We start from the raw sequence: 15322 nt of genomic DNA on the forward strand, positions 1-15322 counted from the left end.
CATCGTTTTTGCAAGCTCGCCGCGCGTGATGTGGTAAATTCGCGTTCATTGGGCTTGGAGTGTTTTTCTCGCTGGACTTTATAGTTTGATTTCCTAAAATAACGCTGCGCTTTAAATCTGGCCTGGTTTGCGCATGACTAAAAACCAACATATTAGGCCTTACCCATTGACTTCGCCATGCAACAGGGAAACAAAACAACGGCTCCGGAGGTTGACTTCGGAGAATTCGCACCAGCCACATACGCCGAATGGCGTGAGGCAGCCGTCGCTGCCTTGAAAGGGGCTGACTTTGACAAGAAGCTTTTTACCAAGCTTGTGGAGGGAATCACTCTGCATCCCATCTATAACAAATGGGATGAACACGCTCCGGTGGCGCCTGCCGGGCAATTCCCGTACCGCCGCGGAACGCGCGCCCTGGGCTATATGGAAAAGCCCTGCGAAATTGCCCAGAGCATTCCCGCCTCCACTCCGGAAGATTTCAACGGCAAGCTTCTGCACGATCTGGACCGCGGCCTCACTGCCGTGAACGTCCAGCTCAACTGCAAGTGCGGCTTGAAGCTGCGCAAGCAGGCCGACTGGGATACCGCTCTCAAGGGTGTGCAGCTTGACAAGCTGCCCGTGTACATCACGCCCGGCTCCTGCGGCCTGGGCACTTTCTCCATGTTCCTGAACACGTACAAGGCGGCCGGATTCAACACGGCGGACCTCAAGGGCGGCGTTCTGTACGACCCGGTGGGCAAGGCCGTGATGAAGGGCTCCCTCTGCGGGGGGAAGGGCATCTGCGCCTACTATGACCAGATGGCGGTGATGACCAAATGGGCCGTCGCCAACGCTCCCGCCTTCCAGACCATCGGCGTCAGCGGACTGCCTTATGCGGACTCCGGCGCTTCCTCCTTTGAAGAAGTGGGCTCCATGCTCTCTACCGCTGTGGCCTACCTGCGCGCCATGGAGGAACGCGGCATCTCCGTGAATGAAGCTGCCGCGCACATGCGCTTTACGGTCTCCATTGGAGCCAACCTGTTCCTGGAAATCGCCAAAATCCGCGCCCTGCGCGAACTCTGGGCCATCATCGTGAAGGAATGCGGCGGCAGTGAGGAAGCTGCCAAAATCAAGCTTCATGCCCGCACCTCCTTCTGGACCCTTTCTAAGGTGGACCCGTGGGTCAACCTTCTGCGCGGCTCCGCCCAGGCCTTCTCCGCCATCATGGGCGGCGTGGACAGCATTGATGTGCTGCCCTTTGACGCGGCCGTGCGCATGCCGGACGAATTCTCCCGCCGCATCGCCCGCAACTGCCCGCTGATTCTGCTGGGCGAATGCAACCTGGACAAGGTAGTGGACCCCGCCGGCGGTTCCTGGTACCTGGAAAACCTGACGGACGAAGCCTCCCGGAAAATCTGGGACGTCTTCCAGGGCATTGAAAAGGAAGGCGGCATCATCAAGGCCCTCAAGGCCGGCACCATCCAGAAGAAGGTAAACGCCACCGCCGCCAAGCGCTATGAACTGGCGGACCAGCGCCGCCAATCCATCGTGGGCGTCAACCAGTACGTCAACCTGGCGGAGAAAAAGCTGGAAACGCCGGAAGGCGCCGCCTGCGCCGCTCCCAAGGGACACGGCTGCTGCAAAAATGCGGACGTGCAGCTCCCGGAAGTGGAAATGAGCGTGGACTCCGCCTGCAAGGCCGCCAGTGAAGGCTTCTCCACCTGCCTTATCAACAAGGCTCTCGTGGCCGGCGCCGACTGCAAGTGCGGCGAACCGCTGGAAATGGAAGCCCTGCCGAAGCGCCGCCTGGCGGAACGCTTTGAATCCCTGCTTGCCAAGGCCGATGCCTGGGTGGAGGAAAAAGGCTCCCGCCCGATGGTATTCTTCGCGAACATGGGCCCGCTGCGCCAGCACAAGGCCCGTGCGGACTTCTCCCGCGACTTCCTGCGCGCCGGCGGCCTGGACGTGGTTTACCCGTCCGGCTTCCAGACCCCGGAAGACGCGGCCAGGGCGGCTGCGGAAAGCGGCTGCGCCGTGTGCGTGATCTGCTCCACGGACGACACCTATCCGGAAATCGTTCCCGCCTTCTGCAAGGCGCTCAAGGAAATCAAGCCGGACATGATGGTGGCCCTCGCCGGTTATCCGGCCGACCATGTGGAAGCGTTCAAGGAAGCCGGCGTGGATATCTTCATCCACGTCAAGGCCAACTGCTACAACACCGTTGAAGCTATCCAGAACAAGATCGGCCTCTAACAACCACCAACCTATTTCATTCAATGAGCAATATTCCTGATTTTGCATCCGCCTCCTATCCTGAAATCAAGGCCGGCGCCCCGGCCACGCCTTCCGGAACGGAAACCTGGATGACCAATGAACAGATTCCCGTGCCGCCCACCTACTCGGAAAGCGTGTACGACGACTGCCTGCACTTGGACTTCACGGCCGGTGTGGCCCCCAACCTCCGCGGACCGTATGCCACCATGTACGTGGCTCGTCCCTGGACCGTGCGCCAGTATGCCGGCTTCTCCACGGCGGAGGAATCCAACGCCTTCTACCGCCGCAACCTGGCGGCGGGCCAGAAGGGCCTCTCCATCGCCTTTGACCTGGCGACGCATCGCGGCTATGACTCCGACCACCCCCGCGTGGTGGGTGACGTGGGCAAGGCCGGCGTGGCCGTGGACTCCATCCTGGACATGGAAATCCTCTTCAAGGGCATTCCGCTGGACAAAATGTCCGTTTCCATGACCATGAACGGCGCCGTGCTGCCCGTGCTGGCCTTCTACATCGTGGCCGCCCAGGAACAGGGCTGCACGCTGGACCAGCTCTCCGGCACGATCCAGAACGACATTCTCAAGGAATACATGGTGCGCAACACCTACATCTATCCGCCTGATCCCTCCATGAAGATCATTGCGGACATCTTTGAGTTCACCTCCAAGTACATGCCCAAATTCAACTCCATTTCCATCTCCGGCTACCACATGCAGGAAGCCGGCGCTACGGCGGACCTGGAAATGGCGTACACGCTTGCGGACGGCCTGGAATACGTGCGCACCGGGATCAAGGCCGGCATTGACATTGACGCCTTTGCCCCGCGCCTCTCCTTCTTCTGGGCCCAGGGCAAGAACTACTTCATGGAAGTGGCCAAAATGCGCGCCGCCCGCGTGCTGTGGGCCAAGCTCATCAAGCAGTTCAACCCCAAGAACCCGAAATCCCTGGCCCTGCGCACGCACTCCCAGACTTCCGGCTGGTCCCTCACGGAGCAGGACCCGTTCAACAACGTGACCCGCACCTGCATTGAAGCCCTGGCCGCCGCCTGCGGCCACACGCAGTCCCTGCACACGAACTCCCTGGACGAAGCGATCGCCCTGCCGACGGACTTCTCCGCCCGCATCGCCCGCAACACCCAGCTCCATCTTCAGGATGAAACCACCATCTGCAAGGTGATCGACCCGTGGGGCGGCTCCTACTACGTGGAATACCTGACCAATGAGCTCATCCGCAAGGGCTGGGCCCACCTTCAGGAAGTGGAAAAACTCGGCGGCATGGCCAAGGCCATTGAAACCGGGCTGCCCAAGATGCGCATTGAAGAAGCCGCGGCGCGCCGCCAGGCCGCCATTGACTCCGGCAAGGAGCCCATCATCGGCGTCAACAAATACCGTCTGGAACAGGAAGCCAAGATGGACATTCTGGAAGTGGACAACACCACCGTCCGGGACGCCCAGATCGCCCGCCTGCAGAAGCTGCGCGCGGAACGTGACTCCGCCGCGTGCGAAGCTGCGCTGGAAGCCCTGTCCGAATGCGCCCGCACGGGGGAAGGCAACCTCCTTGACCTTGCCATCAAGGCGGCCAAGGCCCGCGCCTCCCTGGGTGAAATCTCCTCCGCCCTGGAAAAACACTTCGGGCGCCACAAAGCACCAATCAAACTCATTACCGGCGTGTACGCTCAAACCTATGGTCAAGATCCGCTGGTGGAGGAAGTCCGCAAAATGACGGACGACTTCGCCGAACGCACGGGGCGCCGTCCCCGCATCCTCGTCGCCAAGATGGGCCAGGACGGCCACGACCGCGGCGCCAAGGTGGTCTCCTCCGCCTATGCCGACCTCGGCTTTGACGTGGACGTAGGCCCGCTCTTCCAGACGCCGGAAGAAACCGCCAAAATGGCGATTGAAAACGACGTGCACATGATCGGCATGAGCTCCCTGGCCGCCGGCCACAAGGTGCTGCTGCCCGCCCTGGTGGAGGAACTCGCCAAGCAGGGCCGTCCGGACATCCTGGTCTTCTGCGGCGGCGTCATCCCCGCCCAGGACTATGACTTCCTGAGGGAACACGGTGCGGTGGCCATCTTCGGCCCGGGCACCAACATCCCGGAAGCCTCCAAGGAAATCATGGAAGCCCTCAACGAACAATACGCCGACTAAGGCCCTCGTTGGAAAAACAGCCTCAATCATCAGGGAGCCGGATCACGGGATCCGGCTCCCTTTTTTGTGAGCTCCCCGGACTCTCTCCATAGGGAGCTTTCATCCGGAATGGCAGTAAATGGACCTGATGGACAGAATGGACTTAATCTTTACTTTGTCCATGAAGTCCATGAAGTCCATGAAGTCCATGAAGTCCATGAAGTCCATGAAGTCCATTTCCGCGGCAATGGAACAACACTGCCTCCACAGAACCCTCTGGTCCAAAACCCCCCTTTTCTTGCTTTTGCATTGCCCCTTGCGGTCAAATTCCGTAGTCTCGTCCCGCCGTGAGCCGCACCTACCGCCATTGCCTGGACTGCAAAAAGGGATTGATTCCCGCCCATACCGACATCTTCCGCGTGATTGACGGGAAAGGGGACGGGCGCCTGGGCGTATTTGTGGACCAAATGGGGGACCGTGTTCTGGTCTCCACGCGGGACTGCCCCATCCCCACGGATTTGGAACGCGAACTTCGTGAACTGGGCATGCCCGTATTCCACAAAAAGCTGGAACAGAACCAGAAAGAAGCGCCCGTGCAAATAGCCGGACCGGAACTCCCCCTGCAATTTACGGTGACGGAGCAGGGCGTGCGTTTCAAAATAGACATGTCCACCGGTTATTCCCAGGGAATCTTTCTGGACCAGCGCGACCACCGCCGCCAGGTGAGGGAACGGAGCAGACCCGGCATGAGGGTGCTGAACACCTTCGCCTATACCGGGGCCTTTTCCGTATATGCCGCCCTGGGAGGGGCTCAGACGACCACGCTGGACCTGGCGCAGCCCTGCCTGGACTGGGCCAGGGAAAACTTCAGCCTGAACGGCATTGATCCCTCTACCCAGTACTTTTGTAAGGGGGACGTCCGCCGCTGGTTGGAACGGTTCGCCAGGCAGGGCCGCTCCTTCCACGGCATTATTCTGGACCCGCCCACGTTCTCCCGGGATGACCGGGGACGGGTGTTCCGGGTGGAATCCCACTACGGGGAACTGGTGGCCCAGGCGCGCGAATGCCTGGAACCCGGCGGCTGGATGCTGTGCACCAGCAACTGCCGCAAGCTGAGCCATGAGGACTTCCGCAGGATGGTGGCGGAGGCTCTTCCCGGCTTCCGGCTGACCCATGATCCCATGCCTCCGGACTTCACCGGAGAGGATTATCTGAAAAGATTGTGGATAGATTGGAAATGAATATTTTATGAAAAATTTTCCTCACCTCCGCTGACGCATTTTATCCTTTTGAAAGCCCTCCCGGTCTGGTAGGAAACCGCCCAATTACTTTTTCTATGAAAAAACTAGCCTATGTTGTGGGACTCTTCGCGCTTACGTGCGCCCCTCTGCTTGCCGCCCTCTATGAAAACCTGGAGGTGGGAATGGACAAGGACCAGGTGCTGAAAACCCTGAGGCAGAGCAAGCAGCTTGAAGGGCCGCCCACGGACGCCCTCCTTTCACGCACCGGCCTCAACGGCGTATTTAAGACCAAACAGTCCATCGGCGGCCAGACCTTTTCCCTGAACTTTGACTATGACCCCTCCGGCGGCTTGAGGGCCGTTGTCTTCTACTCCCGGAGCAAATGCCGCGGTTCCGAGTATGAAACCAAATTGAAATCCGCCTACAAGGCTCTTCTGGTGGGCCTGACGGAAAAATTCGGGGAACCGGCGAACATGCCGGAATGGGTGGCCAAGGAATCCCTTCAGGAAGGCCGCATCCAGTACATGCACATGTGGAGGGTATCCCCCGGCGTCTTCCTGATGTCCGGCCTGGGCAACATGGGAGCCATGGAAGGGTATTTCCCCCTCTTCCGTTTTTCCGGGCCGTCCGGCATGCCCCCCGCCTCCAAAAGGGACCGGGATGAACTGAAAAGGGAATGGGCCGCCATCCCTGAATTCCCCGGCTTGAAGGAAGCCGAGCTCCACATCTCCGATGCCGTGCGCGCTATGGGCTCGAAAAAATATGAGGACGCTTTTGAATGCTTCCAGCAGGCGGCGGAACTGGGCAGCCCCCGCGGCTACTGGGGCATGGCGTTCCTGTATGATCTGGGCAAATACGGCGTGAAGCGGGACAAGAAAAAAGCGGACGAAATGCACCGCAAGGCCGGAGCTGCCGGCTATGCCCCCTCCGCCTCCAAATTCGGAGCCACGTGGCCGGATGCGGCGCGGGCCCTGGGCCTGTCCGCCGCGGAAGCCCGGGAACAATCCCGCATACGCCACCGGGCGGCGGCGGAAGGCTATGCCTCTGAGCAATACAACCTGGGCGTGATGTACCAGACCGGCTTTGGACTGCCCAAGGATATGGCCAAGGCCCGGGAATGGTTCCAGAAAGCGGCGGACCAGGATGACGTGCAGGCCAAAAGCATCCTGAAAAAACTCCAGTAACTCTTTTTCCAATCCATTACTATCATGAGCCTATACGCACAACAACTCGTTCGCTACCCTGAACTGGGCATCTCCCTTGACTTTTCCAAACTTCCTCTGGACGACGCCTTCCTGTCCTCCATGCAGGGGCGGATAGACAGGGCATTCGCCGACATGAAGGCGCTGGAATCCGGCGCCATTGCCAACCCGGATGAAAAACGCATGGTGGGCCACTACTGGCTGCGCAACTCCGCACTGGCTCCCACGCCGGAACTGAAAGCCGCCATTGATGGACCTCTGGCGGACGTCAAGGCCTTTGGCCAGGATGTTCTGGACGGCAAAATCACGCCTCCCCGCGCGGAACAATACTCCGCCGCCCTCGTCATCGGCATCGGCGGTTCCGCCCTTGGCCCGGAACTGGTGGCGGACGCCATCCCGGCCGCTGGGCTGGATATGTTCTTCCTGGATAACACGGACCCGGATGGCATGTACAGAGTGCTGGAATCCCTGCCGCTGGAAGAAACGCTCGTCGTCGTCATCTCCAAATCCGGCGGCACGCCGGAAACCCGCAACGGCATGCTGGTGGCCCAGGACTTCTTCAGGAAGAACGGACTGGAATTCGCGCCCCAGGCGGTTGCCGTCACGGGGGTGGGCTCCAAACTGGACAAAACGGCTGAAGCGGAAGGCTGGCTCAAGCGCTTCCCGATGGAAGACTGGGTGGGCGGCCGCACGTCCGTCATGTCCGTGGTCGGCCTGGTTCCCGCCGTGCTTCAGGGCGTGGACGTGGATGAACTGCTGGAAGGCGCGCGCCTGATGGATGAAAAGACCCGCCAGGACTGCGTGAAATGCAACGCCGCCATGAAGCTGGCGCTGGCCTGGTACAAGGCCACCAACGGCAAGGGGGAAAAGGACATGGTGGTTCTCCCCTACAAGGATGCCCTGGTGCTCTTCTCCAAATACCTTCAGCAGCTCATTATGGAATCCCTCGGCAAACGGCTGGACCTGGATGGCAACGAAGTCTGCCAGGGCATCTCCGTATACGGCAACAAGGGCTCCACGGACCAACACGCCTATGTACAGCAGCTCCGCGACGGCGTGAACAACTTCTTCGCCACCTTTATCGAAGTGCGGGAATGTTCCGCGGACGCGGTGGAAGTGGAAGCGGGCGCCACCTGCGGAGACTTCCTCCAGGGCTTCCTGCGCGGCACCCGCCAGGCGCTGGCGGAATCCGGCCGTTCCTCCATCACCATCTCCATTCCGGAAGTGAACGCCAAAACGCTCGGCATGCTGATCGCCCTGTTTGAGCGCGCCGTCTCCTTCTATGCCTCCCTCGTGAACATCAACGCCTACCACCAACCCGGCGTGGAGGCCGGCAAAAAGGCCGCGGGGACCTTCCTGGCCCTGCTGGGGAAAGTAAGGGCGGCCCTTGGCTCCACCCCGGAAACCGCCGCCCAGGTAGCTGCCCGGCTGGATGCGGACCAGGAAGCCGTGTACCACTGCCTGGTGCATATCGCCTCCAGTGATTCCTCCGTCAAGTGGGTCCAGGCCGCCTGCGCGGATGAAGACACCTTCTGCAAGGCGTAAAAATAAAAAACATATTCCTTCCGGCGGACGCTTATCTGGTTGATAAGCGTCCGCTTTTTATTTACAAGGACTGCCGCCGCTGCCGGCGTCCTCGTGAATCCTTAAAACTGTCTTGAAGAACCCCAACTTCAGGCGGAGACTTATACGTTCCGAAAAACTCGGATTAATTTAATATTCTCTCTCAAAATCATGAAACCTATTCTTCTGGCGGGAAGCTGCCTGCTGGTTCTTTCCTCCTGCTCCATTACCCAGGAAAGCCCTGTGAACATAAAAGGCCTTTCCAACGTTTTGTCCTCCACAGCCTCGCAAGAATTGCAGAGGGCGGGGGAGGAAGCATGCCGCAAGGCCGGGTACAGCAACTTCAGTTCCAATATTCTGGTTTTTTCCACGGATGTATCCTACCATTTTACGGGCCGCGCAATCCTGGACATCGACCGGGTGACAAGGAAGCAAATTCAGGATATCTGTTATATTTCGGAACCTCCCAATGTGCGGATCAAGGGTAAAATGACGGTAGCCCGCACCCGGAACTATAGAATCCCGGGGATCATTCTTCCATTACTCCGTTGGACGGGCGGCACCATTTATGTGGAATGTCCCGTAGATATCCTTTATTACGAGCCGGATTCCTCCTTCCGGGAATCGCTTTGAAAAATGCAGCCGGGAGCACGGAGACGGGGAGAAAAAGCGGAAGATATTTTTCCCTAAAAAACATAAAAAACATTTCCGTTTTCCGTACAATTTCGAGTTGACAAAGCGAGGGGCGGCGGGCATCCTTACTCGACCCTAACTCGCTATCGGGTCTTTTGTTGGCTCCTGTGGTTGATGTTTGGGCAGAATCATTAATTCGACTACAACAATCGATATGTCCACCAATTCCTGCGCATGCAGCGCATCTACTGACAAATTCGTCTATTCCTTCGGCGGAGGGTCCGCCGACGGCAATGGCAGCATGAAAAATCTTCTGGGCGGCAAGGGCGCCAACCTTGCGGAAATGGCCCGCATTGGCCTTCCTGTTCCTCCCGGATTCACCATCACCACGGAGGTCTGCACTTACTACTACGATCACGGCTGCACCTATCCCGCCCAGCTTGACGCGCAGATCAAGGAAGGCATTGCCAGGATGGAACAGATCCTGGGACGCAAGTTCGGCGATACGGAAGCCATGCCCATGCTGGTAGCCGTACGTTCCGGCGCCCGCGAATCCATGCCCGGCATGATGGACACGATTCTAAACCTCGGCCTGAATGAAAAATCCGTGGAAGCCATGGTAAAGGCCACCGGCAACCCCCGCTTCGCATGGGACTGCTACCGCCGCTTTGTCCAGATGTACGGCGACGTGGTGCTGGGCGTGCAGAAGAACCCGGATGAAGACCACGAACCCTTTGAAGCCGCCATCGCCGCCATCAAGGAAGAACGCTACGGCAACGCGGACGTGGAAGACACCAAGCTCTCCGCGGATGACCTGAAGGAACTGGTCTCCCGCTTCAAGGCGCTGGTGCTGGAACGCACCGGCCATGAATTCCCGGAATGCCCCTGGGAACAGCTTCAGGGCGCCATCGGCGCCGTGTTCGGTTCCTGGAACAATGACCGCGCCATCGTTTACCGCCAGAAATACGGCATCCCGTCCGAATGGGGCACCGCCGTCAACGTGCAGGCCATGGTGTTCGGCAACACGGGTGAAGAATCCGGTTCCGGCGTGGCGTTCACCCGCAACCCCGCCTCCGGGGAAAACGAATTTTACGGTGAATTCCTGATGAACGCCCAGGGTGAAGACGTGGTGGCCGGCGTGCGTACGCCTGCTCCCGTAGCGGCCCTTCACGACGTGATGCCCGCCGCCTTCAATGAACTGATGCGCATCCGCGAAGTGCTGGAAAACCACTTCCACGACATGCAGGACTTTGAATTCACCATTCAGGACCGCACCGTGTACATGCTCCAGACCCGCAACGGCAAGCGCACCGGCGTGGCCGCTTTCCGCATCGCCTGTGAAATGGTGGAGCAGGGCCTGATCGACTGGAAAACCGCCGTGCGCCGCATCCCCGCGGACCAGGTGGACCAGCTGCTGACCCCCATCTTTGACCGTGAAGCCATCAAGCAGGCCAAGATGCTCACCCGCGGCCTTCCCGCCGGCCCCGGCGCTGCCACCGGCCGCATCTACCTGAATGCGGAACGCTGCGTGGAAGCTGCGGACAACGGTGAAAAAGTGCTCCTGGTCCGTCTGGAAACCTCTCCGGAAGACCTGCGCGGCATGATTGCTGCTGAAGGCATCCTGACCGCCCGCGGCGGCGTTTCCTCCCACGCGGCCCTCGTTGCCCGCCAGATGGGCAAGGTCTGCGTCTGCGGCGCTGATGAAGTCATCGTGGACTACAACAACCGCACCGTCACCGTTGGAGGCATGACCTTCAATGAAGGCGACTACATGTCCATCGACGGAACGAGCGGCCTGGTGTACGCCGGCAAGGTGGAAACCTCCCCCTCTGAAATCATCCAGGTGCTGATCTCCAAGACCATGAAGCCGGAAGACAGCCGCACCTACCAGAACTTCGCCAGGCTCATGCAGTGGTGCGACGACTGCACGAAGATGAAAGTGCGCACCAATGCGGACTCCCCCAAGCAGACGGAAACCGCCATCGCCTTCGGCGCTACCGGTATCGGCCTCTGCCGCACGGAGCACATGTTCTTTGAAGGGGATCGGATCGACTTCGTCCGTGAAATGATCCTTTCCACCAAGAAGAGCGACCGCGTGGCCGCCGTTTCCAAGCTCCTTCCCTACCAGAAGGGCGACTTCAAGGGCATCTTCAAGGCGCTCAAGGGCCTGCCGGGCACCATTCGCCTGCTGGACCCGCCCCTGCACGAATTCCTTCCCCAGACGAAGGAACAGCAGCTTGACCTGGCTCAGAAAATCTGCATGCCCGTGGAAGTCATCATGCGCCGCGTGGCTGAACTCCACGAGTTCAACCCGATGCTCGGCCACCGCGGCTGCCGCCTCGGCATTGCCTATCCGGAAATCACGGAAATGCAGGCCCGCGCCATCTTTGAAGCCGCTGTGGAAGTCTCCCAGGAAGAAGGCTTCGCCGTGGTGCCTGAAATCATGGTTCCCCTGGTGGCTTTCAAGAAGGAGCTGGACATCCAGAAAGCCATCATTGACAAGGTGGCCAAGCAGGTATTTGAAGAAAAGGGTGCCAAGGTGGACTACCTCGTCGGCACCATGATTGAAATCCCGCGCGCCGCCGTCACGGCTGACGAAATCGCGGAAACCGCCCAGTTCTTCTCCTTCGGCACCAATGACCTGACCCAGACGGGCCTGGGCATGAGCCGCGACGACTCCGGCTCCTTCCTGCCGCAGTACCAGGAACTGGAAATCATCAAGAAAAACGTCTTCGCCTCCATCGACCAGGAAGGCGTCGGCAAGCTGATGAAGATTGCCGTGGAACTCGGCCGCTCCACCCGTCCGGACATCAAGCTGGGCATCTGCGGCGAACACGGCGGCGACCCTGCTTCCGTCAAGTTCTGCAACACGCTGGGCCTGACCTACGTGAGCTGCTCCCCCTACCGCGTCCCGACCGCCCGTCTGGCCGCCGCCCAGGCAGCTTTGGAACAGGCGTAAGCCTTTTTTGTTAAGGGTTAATAGACAGCCCGTGGTTCTCCGGAACCACGGGCTTTTTTGTGGAGACGGGGAAGGGATGGACTAAAGGGACTTGATGGACGGAGTGGACCAAAATATTAAATAAGAAGATTATTTGCCTCTGTGTTTGCGCTGTTCCAGCCGTGCGCGGGTCATGCGTTCACGGATGCCGCCGTTCTGCATGAAATCCTTTTCCTGGGCTTGAATCAATTTAGCAAGCAGGCCAAGGGCTACGTTAATGAGGATAACGGCTGTATTTGCTCCAAAATGGTCCGGGCGGAAATTCCTGTGCTTGCCCACCCACCGGATAACTTCCTGTGCAGAAGAAAACCTGGCCCTGATCAGCTCTTGCGCGTAAAGACTGTTGTTTTCCCACTGTTCCAATCCCCGCTGGCGCAGATAGGAAAGGTAGTCTTCCTTTAGTTCCTGAAGGCTTCCCTTGGCAATTCCCGTCAGTTTCAATTCAGACGCTTTGCTGACTCCTGAATCCACGCTCCCTTCCGCGATATTCTGCATGCCGGAACGGGCTGCCTGAACCATCTGGTCATAAGTCCGGCCTTGATTTTTCACGTATTTATTGCAGAACCGGAACGTGAAATCATAAATGATCTCCGCAACCCGGTATACCACCAGATTCCGGTATCCTCCATGCTTGGGAATAAATCCATGAGACATTCCGTCCATGGAGTTCATCCTGTTCATTTATTCCCATTTTGTCCATTAAAATAAATAAACTCCAAATTTTCTCCTCACCCCTCCAGCGCCCTCTTCAGCAGCTTCCGGTATTCCCCCGCCGGAACCTCGTACGTGCCGAACTTCAGCAAATGCGGCGTAGTCCACTGCGTATCCAGAAAAAGGAACTGGTGGGCCCGCAGGTACTGAACCAGGGCTACCAGGGCAATCTTGCTGGCATCCGTTTTCCGGTGAAACATGCTCTCCCCGAAGAACGCCTTCCCCAGGGAGACCCCGTAAAGGCCCCCCTGCAATCCTTCCTCATCCCAGCACTCCACGCTGTGGGCAAAGCCCATCTCGTGAAGCCTGCCGTACACTTCCTCAATCTGCCCGTCTATCCATTGTTCCTCCGGTTCGTCCGTCCGGGCGCAGGCATGGACCACATCCGGAAAAGCGGTATCCATCCGGAGTTCAAAAGGTTTTTTATTCAGGACGCGCTTGAGACCGTGAGGGATGTGGAAGCGTTCGTCCAGCGGAATCAGGGCGCGGGGATCCGGTTCGTAAAAGGAAATTTCTCCCGTTTCCGGGTCCGCCATGGGAAAACACCCCTGGCAGTAGGCGGAAAGAACCAGTTCCGGTGTCAGTCTGGGATTCATCTGATTTGGTCCAGCAGTTTGCCTAGAATGGGGGAATTCAGGGCCTTGCGGTCCGGGGAGGCCATGGGCAGCTCGTGCACCTTGTCCAGAGGAACCAGTTCCTCCCCCTCCAGAAAAGCCGGGGATTCCGCCACATGGTGGATGTAGCGGGTCACCTTGTAGCGGGTGACGCTGTAGGTCTGTTTCAGCACATGGGGCAGGGAAAGGGTGTGGTCGTCCTCCCGCTGGGGGAAACGGTACATGCCGGCGTGGCGCTTCCCTTCCGGGCATCTTGCCAGCAGGATGGATTTACCGCGGAGGTAGAGAACGTCGTGGTGTTCCACCCGGGTAATTTCCGGCTTGGGATTCTTGACAGGCAGCATTTCCGGCTGCTCCGCGGAGCAGAAGGAGCGGACGGGGCAGAGCAGGCAGTCCGGCGCGCTGATCCTGCAGTAGGTCTGCCCCAATTCCATGATGGCTGAATTGAATTCGCGGGCATGTTCCGGATCCACCAGATTTTCCGCGCGGGTCCACAGGTACTTCAACCCTTCCGTGGAATCCACAGGCACGGAATAATTGTCAATGCGGGCCAGCACGCGCGCCACATTGGCGTCTACGATGGGGGCGGCCTTGTTGAAGGCGAAGGAAAGCAGGGCCCCAGACGTATACGGGCCGATGCCCGGCAGGCGTTTCAGCCCTTCCGGGTTGTCCGGGAACTCTCCGCCGAATTCGTGGACAATCTCCCTGGCGATGGCCTGGAGGGAACGCACGCGGCGGTAATACCCCAGCCCCTCCCAGGAGCGCAGGGCCGTCTGTTCGTCCACGGAGGCCAGGTGCCCGGGAGTGGGGAACTGGCGCATCCACCGTTCATACCTTCCCAGAACGGTGGGAATGGTGGTCTGCTGCAGCATCAGCTCGGAAACCAGGATGTGCCATGGGTCCGTGGTCCGGCGCCACGGGTAATCCTTCCCCTCCCGCCGGAACCACTCCACCAGCGCGTTCCGGAAAGCCCGGATGTCAAAATCGGGTTTGGTGTCAGGCATGCTTTTGTTCAAGGGCTTGGCGCATGACGGAAATGTCCGGCTTGATGCCGAACCAGCGTTCAAAGGAAAGGGCCCCCTGGTGAATCAGCATGGAGAGGCCGTTGGAGACCCTGGCTCCCTGGAAGCGGGCTTCCATCTGGAAAGCGTCGTCATGCGTCTGTAAATCATACACCAGGTGGTGGGCGGAAAGCAGGGCGGACGGCACGGGGGACGGGTCCGTAGGTTTCAGGCCTAGGGACGTGGCGTTGACGATCAGGTCCGCTTCCGCCACGGCGGAATTGAACCGCGGCGTGTTGTTCAGGTGGGCCGCCAGACGGTCGGATGGTCCTTCCAGCCTGTGTTCGTCAATGAAAAAGGAACTCAGTTTGTCCTTAAGGGCCTGGAGCTTTTCTTCTGACCTGCCTGCCAGCGTCAGCCGCTCGCAGTGCTGCATGGCGCAGGTGTAGGCCAGGGCCAGCCCGGCCCCGCCGCAGGCGCCCAGAAGCACCACCTTCAAATCGCGCAGGTCCACGGAAAATTCTTCCCGGATGGCGCGTCCAAAGCCCGGACCGTCCGTATTGAAGCCGGAAACGGAGCCGTCCTTTTGAAAGACGAGCGTATTGACGGAACCCGTAGCGCGGGAGAGGGCGTCCGTATCATGGCACAGGGAGCAGGCGGCCTGCTTGTGGGGCACCGTGACGTTGGCTCCCAGGAATCCTTTTTCCCGGAGCAGGCGCACCACGTCCGCAAACTCTTCCGGAGAAGCCTGGATGCGGATGTAGCGCGCACGGATGCCCGCGGCATCCAGAGCGGCCTGCTGCATGGCGGGAGATTTGGAATGGGCGATGGGGAAGCCGATCACGGCCAGTCTGGCGGGAACGGATTCTCCGGCATCAAACGGATGTTCTTCATCCAGAAGATCGGCCAGGGTGTAGTAGGGTTTCATGGAAAGATAGAGGAACGGGCTCAGGCGCTCACGCTGTACTATGAATGAAATT

11 protein-coding genes are annotated in these 15322 nt (G+C 59.3%); 7 read left to right on the forward strand and 4 right to left on the reverse strand.

Going from position 1 to position 15322, the window contains the following annotated elements:
- Window positions 1-177 precede the first annotated feature (177 nt).
- The 7 genes from QSJ36_RS01955 (at window position 178) to ppdK (ending at window position 11977) form a co-directional block, all read left to right on the forward strand.
- Window positions 178-2232, forward strand: a complete 2055-nt coding sequence (locus QSJ36_RS01955; protein WP_285466498.1) for a methylmalonyl-CoA mutase family protein — start codon at window positions 178-180, stop codon at window positions 2230-2232.
- 23 nt (window positions 2233-2255) lie between these two features.
- Window positions 2256-4400, forward strand: coding sequence for a methylmalonyl-CoA mutase (gene scpA / locus QSJ36_RS01960; RefSeq protein WP_102722303.1), 2145 nt, complete (start codon window positions 2256-2258; stop codon window positions 4398-4400).
- Window positions 4401-4726: 326 nt separating this feature from the next.
- Entirely contained in the window at window positions 4727-5620 is an 894-nt protein-coding gene (locus QSJ36_RS01965; RefSeq protein ID WP_285466500.1) for a class I SAM-dependent methyltransferase, read from the forward strand.
- 95 nt (window positions 5621-5715) lie between these two features.
- Complete coding sequence (locus tag QSJ36_RS01970; protein ID WP_102722301.1) at window positions 5716-6804, forward strand: tetratricopeptide repeat protein; 1089 nt, start codon at window positions 5716-5718, stop codon at window positions 6802-6804.
- Between the two features lie 24 nt (window positions 6805-6828).
- The gene (locus QSJ36_RS01975; protein WP_102722300.1) at window positions 6829-8367 is read left to right on the forward strand and encodes a glucose-6-phosphate isomerase; all 1539 of its coding nucleotides are present in this window, start codon (window positions 6829-6831) and stop codon (window positions 8365-8367) included.
- Between the two features lie 189 nt (window positions 8368-8556).
- Window positions 8557-9018: a hypothetical protein gene (locus QSJ36_RS01980; protein WP_250714772.1), complete on the forward strand. Its 462-nt coding sequence runs from the start codon at window positions 8557-8559 to the stop codon at window positions 9016-9018.
- Between the two features lie 214 nt (window positions 9019-9232).
- Window positions 9233-11977 (forward strand): pyruvate, phosphate dikinase, encoded by a 2745-nt coding sequence (gene ppdK / locus QSJ36_RS01985; RefSeq protein WP_102722298.1) that lies wholly within the window; start codon window positions 9233-9235, stop codon window positions 11975-11977.
- A 129-nt stretch (window positions 11978-12106) separates the two neighbouring features.
- Here the strand turns inward: ppdK and QSJ36_RS01990 are convergent, their stop codons facing one another.
- The 4 genes from QSJ36_RS01990 to QSJ36_RS02005 all read right to left on the reverse strand — a co-directional run bounded on the left by QSJ36_RS01990 (window position 12107) and on the right by QSJ36_RS02005 (window position 15270).
- A complete protein-coding gene (locus QSJ36_RS01990) occupies window positions 12107-12679 on the reverse strand; it encodes a four helix bundle suffix domain-containing protein (RefSeq protein WP_212656392.1) in 573 nt (190 codons plus the stop codon).
- A 65-nt stretch (window positions 12680-12744) separates the two neighbouring features.
- Window positions 12745-13323, reverse strand: coding sequence for a leucyl/phenylalanyl-tRNA--protein transferase (aat, locus tag QSJ36_RS01995; RefSeq protein WP_022398223.1), 579 nt, complete (start codon window positions 13321-13323; stop codon window positions 12745-12747).
- Complete coding sequence (locus QSJ36_RS02000) at window positions 13320-14345, reverse strand: A/G-specific adenine glycosylase (protein ID WP_102722297.1); 1026 nt, start codon at window positions 14343-14345, stop codon at window positions 13320-13322. Before QSJ36_RS02000 ends, aat begins: the two co-directional genes overlap by 4 nt.
- Window positions 14338-15270 carry a shikimate dehydrogenase gene (locus tag QSJ36_RS02005; RefSeq protein ID WP_102728820.1) on the reverse strand — a complete coding sequence of 311 codons (933 nt, stop codon included), beginning with the start codon at window positions 15268-15270 and terminating at the stop codon, window positions 14338-14340. The genes QSJ36_RS02000 and QSJ36_RS02005 overlap by 8 nt, the downstream gene beginning before the upstream one ends.
- Window positions 15271-15322: the final 52 nt, after the last annotated feature.

It is taken from the genome of Akkermansia sp. NBRC 115031, assembly GCF_030268505.1.
Taxonomy (GTDB): Bacteria; Verrucomicrobiota; Verrucomicrobiia; order Verrucomicrobiales; family Akkermansiaceae; genus Akkermansia; species Akkermansia massiliensis.

Excerpts from the sequence above, each read along its gene's own strand:
- QSJ36_RS01980 (WP_250714772.1), top strand. The coding sequence starts at position 8,557 with ATGAAACCTATTCTTCTGGCGGGAAGCTGCCTGCTGGTTCTTTCCTCC.
- scpA (WP_102722303.1), top strand. The coding sequence starts at position 2,256 with ATGAGCAATATTCCTGATTTTGCATCCGCCTCCTATCCTGAAATCAAG.
- QSJ36_RS02005 (WP_102728820.1), bottom strand. The coding sequence starts at position 15,270 with ATGAAACCCTACTACACCCTGGCCGATCTTCTGGATGAAGAACATCCG.
- QSJ36_RS02000 (WP_102722297.1), bottom strand. The coding sequence starts at position 14,345 with ATGCCTGACACCAAACCCGATTTTGACATCCGGGCTTTCCGGAACGCG.
- ppdK (WP_102722298.1), top strand. The coding sequence starts at position 9,233 with ATGTCCACCAATTCCTGCGCATGCAGCGCATCTACTGACAAATTCGTC.
- QSJ36_RS01970 (WP_102722301.1), top strand. The coding sequence starts at position 5,716 with ATGAAAAAACTAGCCTATGTTGTGGGACTCTTCGCGCTTACGTGCGCC.
- aat (WP_022398223.1), bottom strand. The coding sequence starts at position 13,323 with ATGAATCCCAGACTGACACCGGAACTGGTTCTTTCCGCCTACTGCCAG.
- QSJ36_RS01990 (WP_212656392.1), bottom strand. The coding sequence starts at position 12,679 with ATGGACGGAATGTCTCATGGATTTATTCCCAAGCATGGAGGATACCGG.
- QSJ36_RS01955 (WP_285466498.1), top strand. The coding sequence starts at position 178 with ATGCAACAGGGAAACAAAACAACGGCTCCGGAGGTTGACTTCGGAGAA.
- QSJ36_RS01975 (WP_102722300.1), top strand. The coding sequence starts at position 6,829 with ATGAGCCTATACGCACAACAACTCGTTCGCTACCCTGAACTGGGCATC.